This is a genomic window from Catenuloplanes japonicus (assembly GCF_000717135.1).
GTDB lineage: Bacteria > Actinomycetota > Actinomycetes > Mycobacteriales > Micromonosporaceae > Catenuloplanes > Catenuloplanes japonicus.
The window spans coordinates 181,026-200,205 of record NZ_JNXY01000009.1; the positions used below are offsets into that span (position 1 = coordinate 181,026).

The 19,180-nt window shown below is 71.8% G+C and carries 22 protein-coding genes; 10 read left to right on the top strand and 12 right to left on the bottom strand.

Annotated elements, in window-relative coordinates:
* Nucleotides 1-497: 497 nt before the first annotated feature.
* Nucleotides 498-1,436, bottom strand: a complete 939-nt coding sequence (locus OP04_RS15730) for a carbohydrate kinase family protein (RefSeq protein ID WP_033340409.1) — start codon at nucleotides 1,434-1,436, stop codon at nucleotides 498-500.
* A gap of 138 nt (nucleotides 1,437-1,574) precedes the next feature.
* Between OP04_RS15730 and OP04_RS15735 the strand changes: the two genes are divergently transcribed.
* A complete protein-coding gene (locus OP04_RS15735; protein WP_033340410.1) occupies nucleotides 1,575-2,183 on the top strand; it encodes a superoxide dismutase family protein in 609 nt (202 codons plus the stop codon).
* Here OP04_RS15735 and OP04_RS15740 read toward each other — a convergent pair whose 3' ends face one another.
* From OP04_RS15740 to OP04_RS15770, 7 genes are all read right to left on the bottom strand, one after another.
* Complete coding sequence (locus OP04_RS15740; RefSeq protein WP_033340411.1) at nucleotides 2,184-2,588, bottom strand: type II toxin-antitoxin system VapC family toxin; 405 nt, start codon at nucleotides 2,586-2,588, stop codon at nucleotides 2,184-2,186. It abuts the gene before it with no gap.
* Entirely contained in the window at nucleotides 2,585-2,788 is a 204-nt protein-coding gene (locus OP04_RS15745; RefSeq protein WP_033340412.1) for a hypothetical protein, read from the bottom strand. The genes OP04_RS15740 and OP04_RS15745 overlap by 4 nt, the downstream gene beginning before the upstream one ends.
* 83 nt (nucleotides 2,789-2,871) lie before the next feature.
* Nucleotides 2,872-3,711 (bottom strand): MBL fold metallo-hydrolase, encoded by an 840-nt coding sequence (locus tag OP04_RS15750; protein WP_033340413.1) that lies wholly within the window; start codon nucleotides 3,709-3,711, stop codon nucleotides 2,872-2,874.
* A 10-nt stretch (nucleotides 3,712-3,721) separates the two neighbouring features.
* A complete protein-coding gene (locus tag OP04_RS15755) occupies nucleotides 3,722-4,144 on the bottom strand; it encodes a thioesterase family protein (RefSeq protein ID WP_033340652.1) in 423 nt (140 codons plus the stop codon).
* Nucleotides 4,145-4,197: 53 nt separating this feature from the next.
* On the bottom strand, nucleotides 4,198-5,715 hold the full coding sequence (locus tag OP04_RS15760) for a PH domain-containing protein (RefSeq protein ID WP_085066493.1): 1,518 nt from the start codon (nucleotides 5,713-5,715) through the stop codon (nucleotides 4,198-4,200).
* Nucleotides 5,716-5,722: 7 nt separating this feature from the next.
* Complete coding sequence (locus tag OP04_RS15765; RefSeq protein ID WP_408606761.1) at nucleotides 5,723-6,106, bottom strand: PH domain-containing protein; 384 nt, start codon at nucleotides 6,104-6,106, stop codon at nucleotides 5,723-5,725.
* A gap of 186 nt (nucleotides 6,107-6,292) precedes the next feature.
* Entirely contained in the window at nucleotides 6,293-6,487 is a 195-nt protein-coding gene (locus OP04_RS15770) for a hypothetical protein (RefSeq protein ID WP_033340414.1), read from the bottom strand.
* Nucleotides 6,488-6,788: 301 nt separating this feature from the next.
* On the opposite strand from OP04_RS15770, the gene OP04_RS15775 reads away from it, so the two are divergent.
* The 3 genes from OP04_RS15775 to OP04_RS15785 are packed head-to-tail and all read left to right on the top strand — an operon-like array spanning nucleotide 6,789 to nucleotide 9,812.
* Complete coding sequence (locus OP04_RS15775; protein ID WP_051797985.1) at nucleotides 6,789-7,940, top strand: AAA family ATPase; 1,152 nt, start codon at nucleotides 6,789-6,791, stop codon at nucleotides 7,938-7,940.
* Between the two features lie 4 nt (nucleotides 7,941-7,944).
* Nucleotides 7,945-8,865 (top strand): DUF58 domain-containing protein, encoded by a 921-nt coding sequence (locus OP04_RS15780; protein ID WP_033340415.1) that lies wholly within the window; start codon nucleotides 7,945-7,947, stop codon nucleotides 8,863-8,865.
* On the top strand, nucleotides 8,862-9,812 hold the full coding sequence (locus OP04_RS15785) for a VWA domain-containing protein (protein ID WP_033340416.1): 951 nt from the start codon (nucleotides 8,862-8,864) through the stop codon (nucleotides 9,810-9,812). The genes OP04_RS15780 and OP04_RS15785 overlap by 4 nt, the downstream gene beginning before the upstream one ends.
* Before the next feature lie 680 nt (nucleotides 9,813-10,492).
* On the opposite strand, the gene OP04_RS15790 is transcribed toward OP04_RS15785, so the two are convergent.
* The 3 genes from OP04_RS15790 to OP04_RS48490 all read right to left on the bottom strand — a co-directional run bounded on the left by OP04_RS15790 (nucleotide 10,493) and on the right by OP04_RS48490 (nucleotide 13,497).
* Entirely contained in the window at nucleotides 10,493-11,428 is a 936-nt protein-coding gene (locus OP04_RS15790) for an alpha/beta hydrolase (RefSeq protein WP_051797987.1), read from the bottom strand.
* A 164-nt stretch (nucleotides 11,429-11,592) separates the two neighbouring features.
* Nucleotides 11,593-12,258: a response regulator gene (locus tag OP04_RS15795; RefSeq protein ID WP_033340417.1), complete on the bottom strand. Its 666-nt coding sequence runs from the start codon at nucleotides 12,256-12,258 to the stop codon at nucleotides 11,593-11,595.
* A complete protein-coding gene (locus OP04_RS48490; protein ID WP_051797989.1) occupies nucleotides 12,259-13,497 on the bottom strand; it encodes a sensor histidine kinase in 1,239 nt (412 codons plus the stop codon).
* Nucleotides 13,498-13,662: 165 nt separating this feature from the next.
* On the opposite strand from OP04_RS48490, the gene OP04_RS15805 reads away from it, so the two are divergent.
* From OP04_RS15805 to OP04_RS15830, 6 genes are all read left to right on the top strand, one after another.
* Nucleotides 13,663-14,370, top strand: a complete 708-nt coding sequence (locus OP04_RS15805; RefSeq protein ID WP_033340657.1) for a beta-ketoacyl-ACP reductase — start codon at nucleotides 13,663-13,665, stop codon at nucleotides 14,368-14,370.
* A 28-nt stretch (nucleotides 14,371-14,398) separates the two neighbouring features.
* The gene (gene fabI, locus OP04_RS15810) at nucleotides 14,399-15,166 is read left to right on the top strand and encodes an enoyl-ACP reductase FabI (protein WP_033340418.1); all 768 of its coding nucleotides are present in this window, start codon (nucleotides 14,399-14,401) and stop codon (nucleotides 15,164-15,166) included.
* Between the two features lie 197 nt (nucleotides 15,167-15,363).
* Nucleotides 15,364-16,434, top strand: a complete 1,071-nt coding sequence (locus OP04_RS15815) for a ferrochelatase (RefSeq protein WP_033340419.1) — start codon at nucleotides 15,364-15,366, stop codon at nucleotides 16,432-16,434.
* The gene (locus OP04_RS15820; RefSeq protein WP_051797991.1) at nucleotides 16,431-17,252 is read left to right on the top strand and encodes an HAD-IIA family hydrolase; all 822 of its coding nucleotides are present in this window, start codon (nucleotides 16,431-16,433) and stop codon (nucleotides 17,250-17,252) included. Before OP04_RS15815 ends, OP04_RS15820 begins: the two co-directional genes overlap by 4 nt.
* 62 nt (nucleotides 17,253-17,314) lie before the next feature.
* A complete protein-coding gene (locus OP04_RS15825; protein ID WP_033340421.1) occupies nucleotides 17,315-17,704 on the top strand; it encodes an Asp23/Gls24 family envelope stress response protein in 390 nt (129 codons plus the stop codon).
* 8 nt (nucleotides 17,705-17,712) lie between these two features.
* Entirely contained in the window at nucleotides 17,713-18,174 is a 462-nt protein-coding gene (locus OP04_RS15830) for an Lrp/AsnC family transcriptional regulator (protein ID WP_033340422.1), read from the top strand.
* A 203-nt stretch (nucleotides 18,175-18,377) separates the two neighbouring features.
* Here the strand turns inward: OP04_RS15830 and OP04_RS15835 are convergent, their stop codons facing one another.
* Nucleotides 18,378-19,178, bottom strand: a complete 801-nt coding sequence (locus tag OP04_RS15835; protein WP_033340423.1) for a hypothetical protein — start codon at nucleotides 19,176-19,178, stop codon at nucleotides 18,378-18,380.
* Nucleotides 19,179-19,180: the final 2 nt, after the last annotated feature.

Sequence of the window (19,180 nt, forward strand, 5' to 3'; positions counted from 1 at the left end):
AAAGCGCGGCGCGCGCGGTTTCGTCACCGTCGTCTGACAGAGAGTAGCCAGCCTTCTCCATGATGACGGGTTTGTGCAGCTTGTCCGCCTCGGTGCGCCAGCCCTGCGCCATCGCGCCCACGTCCCGCGGTGTTGCCAGATACTTCGGAAACACGTGAACGGAACACAACGCGATCGACGGTACGGAACAGAGCGTCCCGCACTCGCCGCCCGGCCGCGCCGCCATCGAGGGATCGGCCGGGCAGCCACCCGTGAACCCTCGCTGCCGCTCTCCACCGGCCCGACCGGACGCCGGTAATCGTCCATCGGCAGCAGGCCGCCGTCGTAGTGCGCGCGCGTCCACGCCTCGACCGGCGGGCTGTCCGGGCCCTTCGAGATCGGCTGGGAGGAGAGGCCGCGGGTGCCGTCCTCGAACGACATCACCCGCCCGGTCGCCACCGGCACCACGCGGGTACGAATTGATCGCGCTGCTCGACCCGTACCCCCGGAATCGATCTTTATTCGGTCCAGCGCTTTTCAAGATCGGCGATTGTCGGCATGGCCACGGCGCCGCCCACGCGTTCGCAGACCAGCGCGGCCACCGACAGGGCGAACTCGACGTGCCCGCACCACTCGGCGTGGCCGGTGGGCCGGCCCGAGGACATCAGCCGGTACGCCAGCGCGGCCATCACGGAGTCGCCCGCGCCGGTGGCGTCCACGGCCTCGACGACCGGCGCCGGCAGGAACGACTCCTCGTCCCCGGTGGAGACCAGCGCGCCGCGCGCACCCGCGGTGACCACCACGACCGGCGCGCCGAGCGCGTGCAGCCGACGGGCGGCCTCGGCCGGCGCGGCGCCGTCGTAGAGCGCCTCCGCGTCCACGGAGGAGAGCTTGACCAGGTCCGCGCCGGCGGTGAACTCGGTGACGACCGTGCGCTGCCGCTCCCACGCGGCCTCGTCCGGCAGCAGGCGCGGGCGCACGTTCGGATCGAAGACGCGCAGCGGGCCGGGCTTGCGCCAGGCCGCGCGCGCGGTGGACGCGAACGGCTCGCGAAGCAGGCTGATCGAGCCGCAGTAGAGCACGGCCGCGCGCTCCACCAGGCCGTCCGGGAGATCGTCCGTGCCGTAGAGCGCGTACGACGGGGGTTCGCCGTAGAACCGGAAGTCCGGCTCCGCGCCGTCGAACGTGGCCACCGCGAGCGCGGTCGGCACCGGGACGCGGGCCACCGCACGGGTGCCGACGCCGGCGCCGGTGAGCGACGCGTCGATCCGGCCGGCCAGCGCGTCGTCGCCGAGCGCGCCGCCGAACTCCACGTGCCCCGGGCCGGCCAGGCGGGCGATGCCGGTGGCAACGTTGAGCGGCGCGCCACCGATCACCTCGCGGTAGGCCGGCGCGCCGTCGAGCTCGGTCTCCTGCAGGTCGATGAGCGATTCGCCGAGCACCACCGCATAGGCCATTTTTCGCGCCCCTCCCGGGAAGGTTTTTCACCCGATCCTGCCAGGCCGTCCGCCTGACCGGCGAGTACCACCATGGGACAATGGATAATGAAATATCATTATTTGTCGGGTTTTGTCGGTTTGTGGAGGAGCGGGCGTATGCGACGAGCGATCATGATCGGGCTCGGTCTCACCGGGCTGCTCGCGGCTGGCGGCTGCGGATCCGCGGAGAAGGATGCCGCGATGCCCTCCGACGTCGCGACCGCATCCGTGCTCCGCGCCTACGCCGAGGGTGGCACGTTCGCGGCCTGGGCCGACGATCAAACCGCGATCACGTACGACCCCTCGGGCGTCCCGATCGGTGCCGGCGCGCTGGTCACGGTCTCACCCGCGGTGGTCGAGACCGTGGTCCAGCTGGACGTCGAGGGCCTGCTGCCGTCCCGTGCGTACGGCGCCCACCTGCACACCAACGTCTGCGGCGCGAAGCCGGACGACGCCGGCCCGCACTACCAGCACCACCACGACCCGAAGGCCGCCGCGTCGCCGCCGTCCGTCGACCCGTCGTTCGCCAACCCCAGCAACGAGGTCTGGCTCGACTTCACCACGGACGTGGCCGGCACCGCCTCCGTCAGCTCCACGGTCGCGTGGCGCTTCGACCAGGCCAAGCCCCCACGCTCCCTGATCATCCACGCCGAGCACACCAAGACCGCCCCCGGCAAGGCCGGCACCGCCGGCACCCGCCTGGCCTGCATCACCCTGCCGGAGTAGTCAGCTCAGGTTCAGCAGCCGGAGGCCGTCGTGCTGGGCGAAGTCCGCGAAGTCCTTGACGTTGAACGTGGCCAGCGGCAAGCCGTTGACGATGCAGCAGGCCGCGATCCAGCTGTCGTTGACGGGACGTGGCCGGCCCCGTCCCGTCGCGCGGGCGCGGAGCATGCCCCACGCGGTCGCCACCGCCTCGTCCGCGGGGAGGAGCGTCACCTGCCGTCGCCACTCCGCGAGGTGCGCCAGCTTGCGGGGACCCCAGCTGCGCGCGATGGTCCACTGGGTCAGCTCACCCTGGGTGACGAAGGTGATCAGCCAGGTCTTGCCGGCCAGCTGGGCCTCGAGCCGCTCGGTCTGCCGGCCACGGAGGATGGTCGAGGCGACATCCGTGTCGAGGACGACCAGGCTCACGCCAGGTCCGATCGGCGCGCTGCGTAGACGTCACGGAGGAAGTCGTCGAGCTCGTCGTCGCTCTCGAAGAGCTCGGGCCGCGCCATGGAGGCGACCGAGGAGATCGGCACGGCGCCGTGCCGCCGCACCAGCTCCTCGGCGGGCACGTGCTCTGCTCCGGGCCACTGCACGGGCCGGTCGGCGCTGCTGGCTGCGGTCATCGTCGCCGCCCTCCTTCGAAAGTCAGCGTCAATGATGCCAGCAGCGGTGCCCGGCCCGCTGCACCCGAACGTGTGGAGCCGGGTCAGGCTGTGCCGGAGAGGTCGGCGTAGGCGCGGCGGGCGGCGGTGAGGGCGGCGTCGGGGGTGAGGCCGAGGGAGGTCTTGTCGAGGACGGCGCGGGCGGCGTCCTCGGCGGGGAGGCCGTCGCCGTAGGCGTCGCGGAGTGTCCACTCGACGGTGGTCAGGACCTCGTGCTGGGCCTTGACGAAGGCGGCGTCGACCGGGGCGCCGTGGCCGGGGACGACCGTGGTGAGCGGGTCCAGGCGGAGCAGTGCGGCGACCGTCTCGGGCCAGTGCAGCGGGTACGAGTCGTCGCCGTAGTCGGGGGCGGCGGACTCCTCGACCAGGTCGCCCGCGATGACCACGCCCGCGTCCGGGACCTGGACCACGATGTCGCCGGCGGTGTGCCCGCGCCCGAGGTGCTTGAGGTGGATCAGCCGGCCGCCGAGGTCGAGCGGCAGCTCCTGGGCGAACGTGTCGCTGGCGCCGCGGATCTCGACCGTGGCCAGGTCCGCCGCGTGCACCGGGTCGGTGGCCGCCCAGCGCGCGGCCCAGGCGGCGCGCTGCGCCTCGCCGGTCGCGAGCAGCAGTCGGTTCGCCTCCTCGTGGGCCCAGACCGGGCGCGCGGAGTCGGCCAGCGCGGCGTTGCCGAAGCAGTGGTCGAAGTGGTGGTGCGTGTTGACCAGCACCCACGGGAAGCTGGTGATGGCGCGTGCGGCCTCGCCCAGGTCGGTGGCCTGCCGGCCGGTGGCGAGCGTGTCGACCAGCATCGCCTCGCCGTCCCCGACGATCAGCGTGGAGTTGACGTCCAGGATCGGGTAGCGCAGCACGAACACACGGTCGGCAACCTCAACGAACCTCACGGATGACCTTTCACTCGAAGGCGGTGGACAGGAAGCGCCGCCGGTCCACGAGCATCCGCTCGATCCGGCCCTCCGCGACGACCCGGCGGTCCGCGTAGGGCACGTCGGCCGTGGCGGGCACCTCCGTGACGTGCACCTCGAACAGCAGGCGGCGGCCGTCGACCGTGGCCAGCGTGGCCTGGGCCGCGACGCTGCGGCCGATCGGGACGGGCGCGACGTGCGACAGCTCGACGCGGAAACCGACCGTGGTCTGCCCGCTCGGCATCTGCCGCGCGGTCGCGGCCACGGTGGCGGTCTCGGCCAGCGCGAGCACGCGCGGCGTGGCCAGCATCGGCACGTCGCCGGAGCCGAGCGTCTGTGCGGTGTCGGAGTCGCTGACCACCAGCTCGACGCGGGCGGTGAGCCCGGGAGCGAGGGCCGGCTGGGCTTCCATGACCACAGCCTATGCGCAGTCCGCACCCCTGTGCCGTGCAGGATCGGTCAAGATCACATCGTTGCTGCCTGCGCCGCATGCACGCGGGCGCTCAGCGCGGCGGCCAGCGCCCACGCCTCGTGGACGTCCCGGTCCGGGGCCTCGGCGCCGGCGCCACCGACGGTGTCCACGTGCACGGTGGCCAGCCGCATCCGCCGCTGGATCGGCCCCTGGACCACGCGCACGCTCTGGATCCTGGTGTACGGCACGGCCACCAGCTCCCGCGTCAGCACGCCCTTGGTGACGGTGAACACGGTCCGGTTCAGCCCGACGCCCATCCGCGACCAGGCGAACGGGTGCAGCCAGCGCACGCGCGGCGGCGGCCCGGCGACCCGGACCGCGGCCAGGTCCAGGCCGGGCATCGCGAGCACGGTCAGTCGCCGCCCGGTCTCCGCGTCGCCGACCGGGAGCAGCCGGTCGGACTGCTGCTCGTTGCCGTCGCCCGGACCCGCGACGCCGGCCACGGAGAAGCGCACGCGCATCCACCGCTTGGCGCGCCAGAGCAGCGGCCAGGTGACGGTGACGGCCTGCAGCCGGTGCAGCGGCACGGTCTGGTTGCGCGTCTCCAGCAGGCCGTAGGCCATCCGCAGCCCGCGCCCCTCGCCGCTGATCGGCACGTCGGCGAGCCGGAAACTCCAGTCGTTGAGCACGCGGCGGGCCGGCGCGAGCATGACGCCGCCCACGGCCGCGAGCGTGGAGAAGATCGCGATCGGGTTGAAGTCGCCCGCGAAGCTGAACTGCACGAGCACGGACGCCACGCCCAGCGGCAGCAGCAACGTCTGCGGCGTGAGCACCTGACTCAGCACGAGATCCGCGTTCCGCACCGTGTGCAGAGGAAAACCCAGATCAAGATCGTTCCGGGGGTACGACTCGGCGCTCTCCACCGCCGGCGGCGTACCCGCGAAGGGCAGTTGATCGTGGGTCTGCACATCGCCGGACAGGCGCACCAGGCGCTCGCGGAGCGCCTCCGCATCCGCCACGGTCAGGAACGCGAGCGGGGCCTCCGTCTTGCCGCCGCCGACCACCTCGAGCCGCAGCTCCGCCAGGCCGGTCAGCTGGGCCAGCAGCGGCCGCCGCACCTCCACGGTCTGCAGGCGCTCCAGCGGGATCGCCCGCGTGCGCCGCCAGATCAGCCCGTCGTGGATGCGCAGCTCACGGCCGACGATGTGGTAACCGGTGTTCCACCAGTTGATCAGCGAGAACACCACCGCGCCGACCGCTATCACCACCAGCAGGATCGCGAAGCGCTCCCAGCCGAACGAGGACGCCTGACTGAGCGAGATCGCACCCACGATCACCACGAGCGACCGCGCGCCGTTGAGCAGCGGACTGAGCGGGTGCAGCCGCTGACGCGGCGGCACGGCCTCGGCCGGCGCCTCCGCACCGGTCACCGGCGGCCCCTGCGTTTCCGGCGGCCCCTGCGTTTCCGGCGGCTCGGGCGGCACCGGCGCGGCGCTCGTCGCCGGTGGCTCCGTCGTCGAGGGCTGGTCTGTTGCCGCTGGCTGGTCCGTCGTCGACGGCTCGTGCGTCATGGACGGCTCACAGGCCTTCCGCGCGGTCCGCGCCCAGCGCGGTCAGCCGGTCGCGCAGCCGGGACGCCTCGGCCGGCCGCAGACCGGGCACCTTCGCGTCGCTGGCCGCCGCCGCCGTGTGCAGCTGCACCGTGGCCAGGTCGAACGAGCGCTCCAGCGGGCCGGCGGTGACGTCCACGAACTGCATCCGCGCGTACGGCACGATGGACAGCCGCCGCACCAGCAGCCCGTGCCGGACCAGCAGGTCACGATCGCGCTCCGCGTAACCCCAGGCGCGCACGGCCCGGCCGATCACGATCGCGCGCCACAGCCCGAACAGGAGCACCAGCCCCACGCCGGCCCCGAACAGCCAGTGGTCGGCCAGGACCCAGCCGACCACGAGCGCGCCCATCAGGATCACCAGCCAGATCGCCAGCCGGACCAGCTCGACCCAGATCAGATCGTGCGACACCGGCTTCCACTCGACCGTGTCCGGCCAGGGCGAAAGCGGGTCGATGCGCACCTCGCCGCTGTCCAGGGGTGCGGGCGTCTCAGTCACAGCGTCCACGGTAGTCGCCGTGACCCACAATCGGCGCGTTCAGAAAGGGCGCACCTCGCGCAGGAAGCGGCGCGCGTCGAGGAATTGAGAGAGGTGCTCGCGGTGATCGTCGCAGGCGAGCCAGGTCTTGCGCCGGTCCGGCGTGTGCAGCGAGGGATTGTTCCACAGCAGGCGCCACGTCGCGGTCTGTTTGCAGCCCTTGGCCGAGCAGACGGGCTCCTCGGGCGCTGTCACGTGGGAACCCCCGGGATCGGTGGTGCTGATGGGTCGCCGGGCAACCACGGGGGAAGCTGCCCGGCGACGGCTGAAATGGTACACACGGGACCGTGGCGTCTGTCCACCCGCCCACGGCGAGTCTCCGGTTTCTCCCGGCGTACTCCCAGCCCGGTGTCAGACAACTGTGGTTGTCTCGGGCGGTCGGTATCGGGACGTGTCACGCTTGGCGGGTCCCGCGGACTAGCCTTTGATCAAGACGTTACGTATTGCGCAGCAATCGCAGTGACTCAGTTCTTTTGTCCCACGTTGTGGAGGACCGGTGGCCGAAGAGACCACGCCCGAGGTGCCCGTTCCCGCCGACGCCCCGGAGCCCGCTCCGGCGACGGACGCGGTGACCCCGGCGGCGGCAGCCCCAGTGGCCCCGGCGGCTCCGGCGGGCACCACGCCCGCGCAGGACGCCACCCAGGTCGAGCGGGCGCTCTTCGAGGTGAAACGCGTGATCGTCGGCCAGGACCGGATGGTCGAGCGGATGTTCGTGGCGCTGCTGGCCCGCGGTCACTGCCTGATCGAGGGCGTGCCCGGCGTGGCGAAGACGCTCGCGGTGGAGACACTGGCCAAGGTGGTCGGCGGCACGTTCTCCCGCGTCCAGTTCACCCCGGACCTGGTGCCGGCCGACATCGTCGGCACCCGGATCTACCGGCAGTCCAGTGAGAAGTTCGACGTCGAGCTGGGCCCGGTCTTCGTGAACTTCCTGCTCGCCGACGAGATCAACCGCGCGCCGGCCAAGGTGCAGTCAGCGCTGCTGGAGGTCATGGCCGAGCAGCAGGTGTCGATCGGCGGCGAGAGCCACCGCGTCCCGCACCCGTTCCTGGTGATGGCCACGCAGAACCCGATCGAGCAGGAGGGCGTCTACCCGCTGCCGGAGGCGCAGCGCGACCGCTTCCTGATGAAGATCGTGGTCGGCTACCCGACGGACTCGGAGGAGCGCGAGATCGTCTACCGGATGGGCGTGCGCGCGCCCGAGCCGTCGCCGGTCTTCTCCCCGCACGACCTGATCAAGCTGCAGCAGAAGGCCGACCAGGTGTTCGTGCACAACGCGCTGATCGACTACGCGGTCCGCGTGGTGCTGGCCACCCGCGACCCGGCCGCGCACGGCATGCCGGACGTGGCCCGCCTGATCCAGTACGGCGCCAGCCCGCGCGCCTCGCTCGGCATCGTCCGGGCCACCCGCGCGCTGGCGCTGCTCCGCGGCCGGGACTACGCGCTCCCGCAGGACATGCAGGACATCGCGCCGGACATTCTGCGGCACCGTCTCGTGCTCAGTTACGACGCGCTCGCGGACGACATCCCGGCCGACCACGTGGTGCAGCGGATCATGGCGACCGTGCCGCTGCCGTCCGTGACGCCGCGCCAGGGTGCGACGCCGGCCGCGGGCGCGCCGACCACGGCCGCCTGGCCCGGAGCCCGGTGATCCGATGATCCGCGGTATCGCGCCGGACGGGTCGACGCGCTCGGAAGCGGTCCTCTCCCGCCTGCAGCTGCTGGTCACACGCAAGCTCGACGGCCTGCTGCAGGGTGACTACGTCGGCCTGCTCCCCGGGCCCGGCACCGAGGCCGGCGAGTCCCGGGAGTACACGCCCGGCGACGACGTCCGCCGGATGGACTGGCCGGTGACCGCGCGCACCACGGTCCCGCACGTGCGCCGCACGGTCGCGGACCGCGAGCTGGAGACCTGGATCGCGCTGGACCTCTCCGCCAGCCTCGACTTCGGCACCGCGCAGTGGCTCAAACGCGACCTGGCCGTGGCCGCGGTGGCCGCGGTCGGGCACCTGACCGTCCGCGGCGGCAACCGGCTCGGCGCGGTCGTCGGCACCGGCGACGCGATGCGCCGCATCCCCGCCCGCCCCGGGCGCAAGGAGGCGCAGGGCCTGCTCCGGCACGTCGCCAAGCTGCCCAGCACGCCCGGCCGCTCCTCGCTGGGCGAGCTGGTGGACCTGCTCAACAAGCCGCCGCGCCGCCGGGGCGTGGCCGTGGTCATCTCCGACTTCATGTCCGACCCGGCGTCCTGGTCCCGTGCGGTGAAGAAGCTCTCGGTCCGGCACGACGTGCTGGCGATCGAGATCGTCGACCCCCGCGAGCTGGAGCTGCCGGACGTCGGCGTGCTCGCGGTGATCGACCCGGAGACCGGCGACGTGCACGAGGTCCGGACCTCGGACCCCAAACTCCGCCGGCGGTACGCCGAGGGGGCCGCCGCCCAGCGCGCCGCCATCGCGTCCGCGCTCCGTGGCGCCGGCGCGGCCCACCTGCGGCTGCGCACCGATTCCGACTGGCTGCTCGACATGGTCCGCTTCGTGGCCGCGCAGCGGCACGCCCGGACCCGAGGGACGACTCGATGATTCGTTTTCTGGAGCCGTACTGGCTGCTCCTGATCCTGCCGGTGCTCGCGGTCGCGGGCGCCTACGTGTGGCGGCAGATGCGCAAGAGCACGGTCGCGGTCCGGTTCAGCAACGTGGAACTGCTCCGCACGCTGGCGCCGAAGGGCATCGGCTGGCGCAAGCACGTCGGCCCGGCCGCGTTCGTGCTCACGCTGCTGACGCTGGCGCTCGGCATGGGCCGCCCGTCCGTGGACATGGAGGAGCCGCTGGAGCGCGCCACCATCATCCTGGCCATGGACGTGTCGCTGTCCATGCAGGCGGACGACGTGGCGCCGTCCCGGCTGGAGGCGGCGCAGGACGCGGCGAAGCAGTTCGTCAGCGAGCTGCCGGAGTCGTTCAACGTGGGCCTGGTCTCGTTCGCGAAGTCGGCGAACGTGCTGGTCGCGCCGACCAAGGACCGGTCCGCCGTGCGCACCGCGATCGACGGGCTGACGCTGGCGGAGGCGACCTCGACCGGTGAGGCCGTCTTCACCTCGCTGGACGCGATCAAGTCCGTTCCCCCGGACGGCGCCGAGGGCGCACCGCCGGCGCGCATCGTGCTGCTCTCCGACGGCTACCGCACCACCGGCCGGTCCATCGAGGAGGCCGGCGCCGCCGCGCTCGCGGCGAACGTGCCGGTGTCCACGATCGCATTCGGCACGGACAGCGGCATCGTGAACATCGCCGGCGATCTCCAGCCGGTGCCGGTCGACCGTTACTCGCTGGATCAGCTGGCGCAGGCGACGAAGGGCTACTTCTACGAGGCGGCCTCGGTGACCGAGCTGAAGCAGGTCTACCAGGACATGGGCAGCTCGATCGGGTACCGGATAGAGCCGCGCGAGGTGACGCAGTACTACGTGGGAATCGCGCTGCTGTTCGGCCTGGTCGCGGCCGTCTGCAGCCTGCTCTGGTCGTCCCGGCTGCCGTGAGCGGCGTCCCCCGTGCACGTCACGGGGGACGCCTCGGTCCTCGGCGGGGTGCTCAACTGGTGGCGCCGCTGGCGAGGACGAACAGGGTGACGACCCAGGCGGTGGCCAGCATCAGGCCGAGCGGGGCTACGTAACGGCTCATGGTGATGTCTCCGGTGGCGATCGCGGCCGGCGCAGGCCGCGAGGACGAACGCGCACACGCTCCCGACACCCGTGGCGGCGCGACACGCGCACGGGCAGAGGACCCCGGGCCCGGGAGAAACGGGGCGGGGAATGTGTTCTCAGGAAGCGGTCACCGGGTCAGTCGCGTGAAGGAGACGCCGGGAGCGGCGTCAGCGGAACTGACGGGTGGCCCGGCTATGACTGGGGGGATCGCTATCTCGCATAGCAATCACCTCCCGCAGTTCGCTCCGGACCAGAACCGAGCGCCACAGTACACCCGTTGTGCACGACCGTGTTTGACCATCCGATGAACACGAGGATCGTGTCGCGTGTGGACCGCACGGACGGGGGAACCGGACAGTGCGGCGGATAACGCCAGGTCAACCCAGAGTGTTCCCGGCGGCTCGCGCGGGCAAACCTGTCGATCCCTGATCCACGTCACGCCTTGTAATGATCACGGACGGTGACGGTTGTCCGATCATGGACAGCCGTCACCGCAACCCGATCGTGATGAGTGTCTAGTGCGCCACGGCGTGCGGGAGCGCGAGCGCGGCCACGGCGGACAGCGTCGGGGACTCCGGCGTCAGGTAGGCGTCGTGCACCGTGGCCGCGTCGACCGGCAGCGGCAGCGCGCCGAACTCCGGCGCGGCCGGCGGCGTGCCGTGACCGAAGCCGAGACCGCGCACGGCCGGCACCCGGCCGATCCAGTCCGCGTCCGCGCGGGCGGCCCAGACGCGTACTCCCGGGAAGGCCCCGGCATTCTCCGCACCGATGCCGGGCGCGCCCAGCGCGACCAGGTCGGTGACGGACCCGGCGCCGGACCGCACGGCCAGCCCGGAGACGATCGCGCCGTAGCTGTGCCCCACCACGGTCACCGGCGTGCCGGGGAGTGCGGCGCCCAGCGCGTCCAGCAGCCGGCCGAGCGCGCGGCCGCCCGCGTGGGCGACCTCCTCGCGAGCCGCGGAGACGCCGACGCCGTCCGGCGCGTCGTAGCCGAGCCAGGCGATCACGGCGACGCGCGCGTCCGGGTCGTGGGCCAGCGCCGCGTCGTAGACGGACCGGGCCTGCGCGGACGGCGCACGCCGGGCCACGTTGCCGAGGCCGCGCGTGAAGTTGTTGAGCGTGCTGGCCACGCCCGGCACCACCACCGTGATCCGCTCCGCGGTGGCGAGGTCGCCGAACACCTCCACGGCCTGCCCGTCGCCGCGCGTGTCGAAGCCGAGGAAGTGCCTGCCGTCCGCGGCCCAGCCGGCGTAGGGCTGCCCCGCGGCCCGCATCGAGGCCACGCTGGCCGCGTAGAGCCCGTCGATCCGGAGCGCGCACTCACGTGGCGTCAGACATCCGGAGAACGCCCCGGCGATGGTCGCGGCCAGCTTCGGCCGTGTCCTGCCCGGTTGATGCACGGGCGACATGGGCAGGTACGCCCACAACACCACCGCAACCAGTGCGGTCATCAACATACGTCCCGTCATGGCGGTCCTCTCATCGCTGGAGAGGACACCCTGTGGCTGCGACCACAGGCGGTACGTCCCCCACCAGAGCCGCCTTTCGACTGGCTTTCCCGGGGTACGTGATACTGCCGTGATCCGTTCACTACCGCTTGAGTACTACGACCGGTTCACTCACCCGGGGCGATCAGGCCCGTTTCGTAGGCCAGCACCACGGCCTGTGCGCGGTCGCGCAGCGCCAGCTTGGCCAGGATCCGCCCGACGTGCGTCTTCACGGTCTGCTCCGCCACCACGAGATCGGCGGCGATCTCCGAGTTGGACCGGCCGCGGGCGATCAGCCGCAGCACCTCGGTCTCCCGGACGGTGAGCGCGTTCAATGCGGTCGGCCGCGGTTTCTCCCGAGGGGCGGGACGCGCGGTGAACTCCGCGATCAGCCGCCGGGTCACGGACGGGGCCAGCAGCGCCTCGCCGCCGGCCACCACGCGCACGGCCTGGACCAGGTCGGCCGCGGGCGCGTCCTTCAGCAGGAAGCCGCTGGCCCCGGCGCGCAGCGCCTCGAACACGTAGTCGTCCAGGTCGAACGTGGTCAGGATCAGCACCTTGGGCCGGTCCGTGGCCGGGCCGGAGAGCAGCCGCCGGGTCGCCTCCAGGCCGTCCATCACCGGCATGCGCACGTCCATCAGCACCACGTCCGGGTCGAGCCGCCGCGTCTCGGCCACGGCCTGCGCGCCGTCCGCGGCCGCGCCGACGACCAGCAGGTCGGGCTGGGCGGCCAGCAGCGCGCCGAAGCCCTCGCGCACCATCGCCTGGTCATCGGCGATCAATACCTTGATCAACTATTCTCCTGAAAGGCTGAAGGGGAGCGTGGCGGACACCTCGAACCCGCCCCGCGACGGCATCGCTATGAACGTGCCGCCCAGAGCCTGCGCCCTCTCCCGCATTCCCATCAAGCCGTGCCCGGTGCCGCCGGACACCAGCGGCGGTGCCGGCGCGGGCCCGTTCGCCACCGTGACGTGCAGCGCGTCGTTCTCGGCCAGCACGACCACGCGGACCACCGCGCCGGGCGCGTGCCGTCCCGCGTTCGCCACCGCCTCCTGCACGATCCGGTACGCGGCCAGCGACACCGGCTCCGGCGGCGCCGGCGCGATGTCCTCCATCTCCAGCGTGACCGGCATGCCCGCCTCGGACGCGGTCGCGATCAGCGCGGGCAGGTCCGCCAGCGTCGGCTGCGGGGCCAGCTGCGGATCGTCCTCCCGGCTGGTGCGCAGCACGCCGAGCAGCCGCCGCATGTCCGCCAGCGTCTCCCGGGCCGCGCCCGCGATCGCGACGAACTCCTCCTTCGCCGGGTCGGAGAGCCCGGCCAGCCGGTACGGCGCGGTCTCCGCGCGCACCGCGATCATGGACATGTGATGGGCGACCACGTCGTGCATCTCGCGCGCGATCCGGGCCCGCTCCTCCAGCACCGCGCGCTGGGCGCGGGCCAGGTCGCTGATCTCCTCCTGGACCTCCAGGATCTGTTCCGCCCGGGTCCGCCGCCGCACCTGGTCACCGAGCACGATCACGACCAGGAACAGCACCCACACGGCCAGGCCGTTGTTGGCCGGCGTGTAGATGATCGTGGGGATCGCGATCAGCGCCGCCATCCAGAGCACGACGCCGCCCTTGGCCCGTGCCGCCACCACGCCGAACACCAGCAGAAGCACGAGGATCTGCACCGGGTTCCACGCCCAGGCCTCCGCCTCCTGGTCGATCCCGAGCGCGCCGATGAACATGCCGGCGAACGCGAACCGCCAGGCGACCAGCGGACGCCAGAAGACGAACAGCAGCGGGGCCGTGCCGGACACGGACAGCAGCGTCGCCCGCTCGATCGAGATGACCCGCTCCGACTGCAGGTAGGCGGCGCCGGCCGCGGTGAGCGCGGCGATCAGCACCAGCCCCAGTGGCAGCAGCCTGCGCCGCACCCGGGACCAGCGCGAGCCCGCCCGCGGCGGCGCGAACGGGTAGTCGGCGCCGCTGAACAGCCGGCCGAGATCGCGCAGCGGCGTGGGCTTGCGGAAACGGGAGGAGACCTGCACCTCGGCAGGCTACGGCGCGCGACGGCACCACGTCGTGACCCTGCGGAGCTCATACCCCGGTATGACTCGCCTCACCGGCACCGACGGTTACCGTTTACCAATCGGTAGCGCCTAGGCTCACCCCGACCGCCTGCGGGATTCGGCAGGCCGAGAGAGGGAGTGACCGTGGCGCGCACGGTACTGGTGACCGGAGGCAACCGCGGGATCGGCCTGGCCATCGCCCAGGCGTTCGCCAAGCAGGGCGACCGGGTCGCGATCACGCACCGCGGGACCGGGGCGCCGGACGGCGACCTGTTCGGCGTGCAGGCCGACATGACGGACCCGGCCTCGATCGACGCGGCGTTCACGCAGGTCGAGGAGAAGTTCGGCCCGGTCGAGGTGCTGGTGGCGAACGCCGGCATGACCGCGGACACGCTGCTGCTCCGGATGACCGACGAGCAGTTCACCGACGTCGTCGAGACGAACCTGACCGGCGCGTTCCGCGTGGCCAAGCGCGCCACGCCGAAGATGGTCCGCGCCCGCTGGGGTCGCATGATCTTCATTTCCTCCGTCGTCGGCCTGTCCGGCAACCCGGGGCAGATCAACTACGCGGCCAGCAAGGCGGGCCTGGTCGGCGTCGCCCGTTCGATCACCCGCGAGCTGGCCTCCCGCAACATCACGGCGAACGTGGTGGCCCCCGGCTTCATCGGCACCGCGATGACGGACGTGCTCTCCGACGAGCGCAAGGCGGAGATCAAGAAACAGATCCCGCTGGGCCGGATGGCGACGCCGGAAGAGGTCGCGTCCGTGGTCACCTGGCTGGCGAGCGACGGTGCGGTCTACGTCACCGGCGCGGTCATCCCGGTCGACGGCGGCATGGGCATGGGTCACTGAAGCACTTCACACAAAGGGAAAAGAAACAGTGTCTGGATTGCTTGAGGGCAAGCGCCTGCTCATCACCGGCGTGCTCACCGATCAGTCGATCGCGTTCTCCACGGCCAAGCTCGCGCAGGAGGCCGGCGCCGAGGTCATCCTCACCGGCTTCGGCCGGCTGTCGCTGGTCGAGCGCACCGCGAAGCGGCTGCCCAAGCCGGTCCCGGTGATCGAGCTGGACGTGTCGAGCAAGGAGCACCTGGACGGCCTGGCCGACAAGGTGCGCGAGCACGTCGACGGCCTGGACGGCGTGGTGCACTCGATCGGCTTCGCGCCGCAGAGCTGCCTCGGCGGCGGCTTCATGGACGCGCCGTGGGAGGACGTGGCCACGGCCGTGCAGGTCTCGACCTACTCCTACATGTCGCTGGCGAAGGCCACGGTGCCGCTGCTGAGCCCCGGCTCGGGCATCGTCGGCCTGACGTTCGACGCGACCGTGGCCTGGCCGGTCTACGACTGGATGGGCGTCGCCAAGGCGGGCCTGGAGTCGGCGAACCGCTACCTGGCGCTGCACCTCGGCAAGCAGGGCATCCGCAGCAACCTGGTCGCGGCCGGCCCGCTGCGCACGATGGCCGCGAAGTCGATCCCCGGCTTCGAGCAGTTCGAGGACGAGTGGACCAAGCGGGCCCCGATCACGTGGGACCTGCACGACACCGAGCCGGCCGCCAAGGGCATCCTCGCGCTGCTCTCCGACTGGTTCCCGGCCACCACGGGCGAGATCGTGCACGTGGACGGTGGGTTCCACGCCGTGGGCGCATGATCTTCGCGCGTGCTGCGTGGAACGGCTGAGCCTTAGCTTTACAGCCGTGGGTGCGTAACTTCAAGATCAAGATCATCGGGGGTACGAAGGGGAGCGCGCTCTTCCTCGTACCCCTGATGATTTCTGGGTGTTGTGTTGGTCGCGTTATTGGGGGGTTGGCCCCGGCCTGTCCAGGTGGAGCGGGCAGACTGGGAGCCGTGGCTTACGACGCTGTGCTGGTGATGTCGTTCGGCGGGCCCGAGGGGCCCGATGACGTGATGCCGTTCCTGGAGAACGTGGTGCGCGGGCGCGGCGTGCCCCGGGAGCGCCTGCTCGCGGTGGCCGAGCACTACCTGCACTTCGGCGGCGTCTCCCCGATCAACCAGCAGTGCCGCGACCTGATCGACGCGCTGCGCGAGGACTTCGCCGCGAACGGTGTGGACCTGCCGATCTACTGGGGCAACCGCAACTGGCACCCGATGATGGCGGACACGTTCGCCCAGATGCGTGCGGACGGGATCCAGAACGCGCTCGGGTTCGCCACCAGCGCCTACGGCGGTTACTCGTCCTGCAGGCAGTACTGGGAGGACATCGCCAAGGCCACCGAGGCGGTCGGCGAGGGCGCGCCGCGCGTGCACAAGCTCCGCCAGTTCTGGGACCACCCGGGCTTCGTCGCGCCGCATGCGGACGCGCTGCGCGACGCGCTGGCCACGCTCGACCCGGCCCGCCGCGACACGACCCGGATCGTGTTCACCGCGCACTCGATCCCGACGTCGATGGCCGCCACCGCGGGCCCGTCCGGTGGTCGCTATGAGGCGCAGCTGCACGAGACCGCCACGCTGGTCGCGGACGGCCTCGACCTGCCGTGGGACCTGGTCTGGCAGAGCCGCTCCGGCCCGCCGCAGGTGCCGTGGCTGGAGCCGGACGTCAACGACCACCTGACCGCGCTCGCGGAGAAGGGCGTGACGGACGTGGTGGTCAGCCCGATCGGCTTCGTCTCCGACCACCTCGAGGTGGTGTGGGACCTGGACAACGAGGCGAAGGAGACGGCCGCCTCGCTCGGGCTGGGCTACGCGCGCGCCGGCACGCCCGGCCACGACCCCCGTTACGTGGCAATGGTGCGTGAGCTGGTGCTGGAGCGGTTGGCCTCCTCTGATGAGGGCGCGCCGTTCACCGTGCCACAGCCGGTGTGCGTTTCCGCACCGGCACAGCGGCTCGGTAATCTCCCGGTCTGGGACTACTGTGCGGTGGACTGCTGCAGGCCGCCGGCTCGCCCGTCGTCTCGATGAGCTTTCGTGGTGTCGTCTTCCCGAGGGAGAACAAGATGGGCGCGGACCGCAAGCCGGTGGAGAGCTGGCTGACCGACATGGACGGCGTGCTGGTGCACGAGGGGCAGCCGGTGCCGGGTGCGCCCGAGTTCATCAACCGGTTGCGCTCGTCCGGCAAGCCGTTTTTGATCCTGACGAACAACTCCATCTACACGCCGCGTGACCTGCACGCGCGCCTGTCCCGGATGGGCTTCGAGGTGCCGGAGTCGGCGATCTGGACGGCCGCGCTCGCCACCGCGCAGTTCCTGTCCGACCAGCGTCCGGGCGGCACCGCGTACGTGATCGGTGAGGCCGGCCTGACCACGGCCATGCACGCGGTCGGCTACATCCTGTCCGACTACGACCCGGACTACGTGGTGCTGGGCGAGACCCGGACGTACAGCTTCGAGGCGATCACCAAGGCCGTCCGCCTGATCAACGACGGCGCCAAGTTCATCTGCACGAACCCGGACCCGACCGGCCCGTCCGTCGAGGGCGCGCTGCCGGCCGCCGGCTCGGTCGCCGCGATGATCTCCAAGGCGACCGGTGTGGATCCGTACTTCGTCGGCAAGCCGAACCCGATGATGATGCGCTCCGCGCTGAACACCATCGAGGCGCACTCGGAGAGCACCGCGATGATCGGCGACCGGATGGACACGGACGTCCTCTGCGGACTCGAGGCCGGCCTGCACACGATCCTGGTCCTCTCCGGCATCTCCGACGAGGTCGAGGCGGACCGTTATCCGTACCGTCCGTCCCGTGTGGTCAATTCCGTCGCAGACCTGATCGACGAGATCTGAGAAGTCCTTGTAGGCTGCCCCCGCACCTGGGCTTTTGAGATCTTGATGTGGGGGAGTGGGACATGACGGACGTAGCGGACAACGGCGCAACGCGCGGCACGACCAGTGTCGACGACGAGGTCATCGAGAAGATCGCGGCCGCGGCGGCCCGCACGGTGCCGGGCGTCACCGACCTCGGCGGTGACGTGGCGCGCTTCTTCGACAACATCTTCAACCGCGTCGGGCTGGACGAGGTCGGCGACGCCACCCGCGGCGTCAACGCGAAGGTGACCGGCACCGCCGCCGAGATCAACGTGGTGCTGGTCATCGCGGCCGGCTCCGTCGTCGCGGACGTGACCGAGGCCGTCCGCGTCGCGATCATCGAGGGCGTGGAGAAGTACGGCCTGACCGTGTCCGCCGTGAACGTGAAGGTGGACGACATCGAGGTCGGCGGGCCCGCCGCCTCGGTATAGTCCCCTTTGTGCCGAATTTCGATACCGTGAACCGGCGCCTGCTCGTGGAACTCCAGCGCAACGCGCGGCAGACCAACCGCGAGCTGGCCCGGATCATCGGCACGGCCGAGTCCACCTGCCTGGAGCGGGTCCGCCTGCTCCACGCGGACGGCGTGATCACCGGCCACCACAGCGAGGTCGACCTGCCCGCACTCGGCCGCCCGGTCCAGGCGATCATCGGCGTACGCCTGCACCCGAAGACGCGCACGGCCGTCGACGAGTTCCGCACGCTGGCGCTGACGCTGCCGGAGACGATCGCGGCGTTCCACACGGCCGGCGCGGACGACTTCCTGGTCCACGTGGCCGTCCCCGGCACTCGCGAGCTGGACGGCCTGGTCCTGGACCGCCTGGCCTCCCACTGGGCCGTCGCGGAGCTGCGCACCACGCTGGTCTACGAGCACGCCCGCCGCCGCCCGGTCGAGCCGCTCTAGCGGGCTGCCCCGATCGTCGAGGCACCCCGGCGAACGCCGGTGGGCAGCCACCGCGCCCATCACCACGAGGACGACGCCCCGGTCACCGTGTGCTGAGGCGTCGGCGCACGGGCGGGTTTTCGGTGACCACGGCGGAACCGGTGCCCGCGGGAGCATGCGGGCCGGACCACGCTGGAAGCGGGAAAATCCGCTTGTGAAGGGTCTTAGATCTTCAGCGGCGCGTTGCAAGCGGCGACGAGCGCACGCCGGCAGGCCGTCGTCAGCGGGCGGAGCGCCGCATCACGCTGCTGGGCCTCGTAGTTGTTGACCGCGCCACCGGGCGCGGCGGTCTCGGCGAGCGCGAGCACCCGGTCCAGCACGGCGGCGCGCGCGTAGAGGCGGCGGGCGCGCGGGTCGAAACCGGCGGGCAGATCCGTGCCCGCGTCGGGCTTGCGGAGCGCGGCGAGCGCGCCGGCCAGCTCCGGCCTCCAATGTGCGACGTCGAGGCGCGTCAGCTGGTGTGTGGTCTCGGCCAGTGCGGCGGACAGGTCCGCCTCCGCCTCGGCGGCGGTGGGCTCGGTCAGACCGGCGCGGGACGCGGAATCCGGCAGCGGGTGGAAGCGCCACAGCACGGTGGAGAACGTCATGCCGGAGCCGGACGTGTGCGTGCGCACCTCGGGCACCAGGCCGAAACCGCGGGCCACGATGCCCTCGCCGGCCAGCAGCGCCGCGTTGGTGAACTCGCCGGGCCCGGGAAGCCCGCGCGGATCGCCGGGGACCGGGAGGACCAGCCGGATCTCGTCCGGATGCACCTTCGCGAACGCGGGCAGCGCGGCGCCGAGCGCGACGTCGGACCAGGTGCCCGGCGCGTCCGCGGCCAGATGCTCCTCGTCCGGCGCGCCCTGCGTGATCTCCTCGGCCAGGTCGTCGAACGGCACCAGCCCGGCACGCCACGCGCGCACCCAGGCGGTGAACCGGGTCGACCGGCGCGCCACCTGCGTTGTGGCGCCTGCGGTGGGGGACATGC